This is a genomic window from Nocardiopsis sp. CC223A, from assembly GCF_030766825.1.
GTDB lineage: Bacteria > Actinomycetota > Actinomycetes > Streptosporangiales > Streptosporangiaceae > Nocardiopsis.
The window spans coordinates 1-3,419 of the sequence record NZ_JASFDV010000162.1; the positions used below are offsets into that span (position 1 = coordinate 1).

General features: G+C 76.3%; 2 protein-coding genes and 1 pseudogene. All 3 read right to left on the reverse strand.

All coding sequences use genetic code 11. From position 1 onward, the window contains the following. Window positions 1-532: pseudogene (locus tag QJS33_RS31075) on the reverse strand (hypothetical protein); the annotation flags it as partial. After that, window positions 525-1,661, reverse strand: a complete 1,137-nt coding sequence (locus tag QJS33_RS31080) for a lantibiotic dehydratase C-terminal domain-containing protein (RefSeq protein ID WP_306371640.1) — start codon at window positions 1,659-1,661, stop codon at window positions 525-527. The pseudogene QJS33_RS31075 and the gene QJS33_RS31080, both read right to left, overlap by 8 nt. Continuing rightward, on the reverse strand, window positions 1,658-3,419 hold a 1,762-nt coding region (locus QJS33_RS31085), incomplete at its 5' end, for a lantibiotic dehydratase (protein ID WP_306371641.1). The genes QJS33_RS31080 and QJS33_RS31085, both read right to left, overlap by 4 nt.

The window sequence follows — 3,419 nt, forward strand, 5'->3', positions numbered from 1 at the left end:
CGACGATCACGTGCAGGGCCTCCGGATGCCCCGGCACCGCCGACCGGACGGTCGCCAGCACCCCCGGTTCCGGCGGCCCGGTGTCGGCGGACACGTCGCGGAACCCCGCCCGGCCCAGGGCCCGGCGCACCGCGGCCTCCACCGGGACCGACTCCGCTCGCACCCGCACCGCCGTGCCCGCCAGCGCCCGCAGCGCCGCGAACGGCCGCGAGGTCAGCGCCTCCAGGTGCGGGTAGGCGGCCTGCTCCGTCGCGGAGAGCCCGTGCTCCTCCTCGGCCTCGCGCAGGAACCCGTGCTCCTCCAACCGGTCGAGGATGCCGACCAGCACCGCCCGCCCCTTCTCGGGGAACCCCTCCACCAGCGCCGCCCGGGTGAACCCCGAGCGCAGTACCGGCTCCAGCGCCCGCCACACCGCGTCCGCCGGGGCACCGCGCAGCACCACGGCGGTCGCACCCATGCTGACGGCGACCCCCTCGGCGGCCAGCGACCGGGCCCGTACGGCCTTCTTCAACCGCAGCATCGGTTCAGGCACCGCCCGTCCACGGCAGGGTCGGCTTGAGCCCCGGATCGCCCTGCTGGTGCTCCACCACCCGGCGCACCGTCTCCTCCCAGGTCTCGCCCACCACCTCCTGAGCGGCCTCGGTGAACAGGTACGCGATCGAGTACCGCTGGATCGGGGTCACCCCCATCAGCGGCAGCAGGTCGAAGAAGCAGTTGATCAGGAACCGGAACGCCGCGAACCCGTACCCGTCGCCCAGCCGCGTGAAGTCCAGCTTGCGGAACTCCCGGTGGAAGTCGCTGTAGGACCGCTCGTCCGACCCGCTCCACCGCACCCGCACGTCGTCGCCGAACCGCGCCGCCGTGGTCAACCGGTCCTGGTGGGGGTAGGGCAGGATGTGGTCCCGCCGCGCCAGCTCCACGGCGGCGGGCAGCCACCGCCGCGTCCACTCCAGCCACCCCGCCGCCGAGGGGTCGGCGGCCGTCCCCCTGTGGACCGGGGCCAGCAGCGCCACCAGCTCCTCGCGCTGCGCCCGGTAGGACTCGGCCAGCCGCGCCTGCGCCGTCCCGTCGGGGTCGGACCAGTGGAAGTACTCCTTCCAATGGGACAGGAACGCCTGGTACCCCGACCGCAGCCCCCACTCCGGGTACTGCGACGCGATCGCCCCCATCCCCGCGAACACGTGCGCGAACACACCCGTTCCGTCCACCCGGTCGGCGACCAGCCCCAGCCCGTCGGTGAGCACCCGCCCCTTGAGGGCGATCGCCTCCGGCCCGCGCAGGAACGTGTCCACCGGGTCGCCGTCCAGCCGCAGCACCGAGTTGTCCGGTTCCAGCGGCGCGTACGGCGGCTCCACCAGCTCCAGCCGCCCCATCCGCTCGGAGAACACCGCGTACCGCTCCGGGTCCAATTCCGCCGCGGACGGCCGCCGCTCCAGGAACTCCCGCGCCCGCGCCTGCGCCCCGGCCGCGGCGTCGGCCACCGCGGGGCCCTCCCCGTCCAGGTACAGCACGCAGTGCGGGCCCAGCCGCCAGTGCAGGTGCAGCCACGCCGCGGAGATCCCCGGCCGGGCCGCCGCCTCGCGCGCGGCCGGGACCAGGCACTCGCCCAGCAGGGCCGCCTTGTCGCTGTCGTAGTAGGTCACTCGGAGTCCGACGGTCACGGGACCAGCCTCACTTCGCCTGGGGGATCGGCCGCCTCGGTGGCGGCGGGGACGACGGCCAGTTCGAGGAACACCTCGGTGGCGTGCCGGCCGTGCGGACCGCTGAGCCCGGCGCCCGCCGGGTCCGGGGACATCTCCTCCACGAGCAGCAGCGGCCCCAGGTGGTCCAGCCGCTTGGCGGCCGTGGCCGTGTGCAGCCTGCTCAGGAAGTCCACGTGCTGCGGCTTGGGCGCCATCGCCCGCTCCAGCGGGCCCAGCCGGGCACCCTGGAGCGGGCGCACGAACACCTGGTCGGGGATGCCGCGGGCCAGCCGCAGCGCGTTGACCCGCCGGTGCAGTCCGGCGGGGGGCTCGCCGGGCCGCGCCGCCAGTTCCGCGGTCTCCAGCGCCCACCGGCGGCGGAACAGGGTGACGGACCCGGCCCGCACCCGCGGCACCGCGCCCGCGAACCCGTCCGCCTCCCAGCGGGCGTGCAGGTCCATCACCGTGTCGCCGAAGGAGAAGAACGGCGAGTCGGCGACCATCGCCACGAGCATCTCGTCGTAGGGCAGCGCGTGCGGGACCAGGAACCCCGTGTACACCGGGTCGATCTCCCGGTCGGCCGCACCGTCCCCGGCGGCGCCGCGCCGGACCAGCCGCAGCCCCTCCGGGGTGTGCACCAGCGCCAGGTCGGCGGTGGCGGGTCCGGGCAGCAGCACCGGTTCGTCGCGCAGCGCCAGTTCCTCGTCGGCCAGCGGCGGCGCCAGGTTCGCGTTGAACCCCAGCGCCGACCGCATGTGGACGGTGGGGGTGCCGGGCGGGCCCGATCGCCGCACGTGCTCGGCGACCCGGTCGCGGGCCCGCGCCGGCAGAGCGGACAGGAACCGGCTGAAGTACCGGGCCCGTCCGCCGTACAGGTGGTTGAGGACGAGTCGGCCGCCGTCGGGCTGGCCGAACACGGCCAGCGAGCGGCGCGCCGTGAACTCGCGCTCGGGCAGGAGGCCGGCGATCTCGGCGACCACCGACGGATCGACCGCGACCTCCTCCTCCGTTTCCCGGGCCAGGTCGGCCAGGTGGCCGACGGCCCGGCGCCGGGCCGCCACCAGGCGGCGCAGGTCGTCGCCCAAATCGGGGACGCCGTCCAGGTCCCCGGCCATCAGCCGCTGGGTCAGCGGGAACGCGGCCCGCGCGTGCGCGGCGAACCCGTCCAGGTCGTCGCAGCGCCCGCCCGCGCCGTAACGGGACACGAACACGCTCTCCAGCGCGCCCGACAGCACCCGCTGGTCGTCCAGGGCGAACAGCAGTGGCATGATCCGCCGCAGGTCCGCCGTCCACTCCCGGGTCCACGCCCGCGGCACCGGTGCGCCCCGGGACACGTGGCAGTCCTCCACCAGGGGCGAGGACGCGACCTCCGGCGCCGCCGGGTCCGCCCCCGGCACGGTCACCGCCGCCGACCACAGCCGCGACAGGTGCGTCACCGCGCGGGCGCGCTCGGCGCCGTCCGCCTCCGCGAACCCCTTGAGGACCTCCTCGGTGGCGTCGAACGCCGCCGCCGTCCGCGCCGCCGCCGGACCCGGCAGCCGGCGCACCAGGTCGTGCCAGCGCCGGTCGTACCCCGGGTCCTGCTCGGCGGCGGGCGCCCAGGGCACCAGCACCCCGGCGTCGATGAGCTTGGCGAGCACGCCGCCCAGCGCCTCCGGGGGCCGCCCCAGGTCCGCGGCCAGCCCCTCGGTCAGGACCCGCAGCACCACCGGCCGGGCGGCCCGGCGCTCCAGCGCC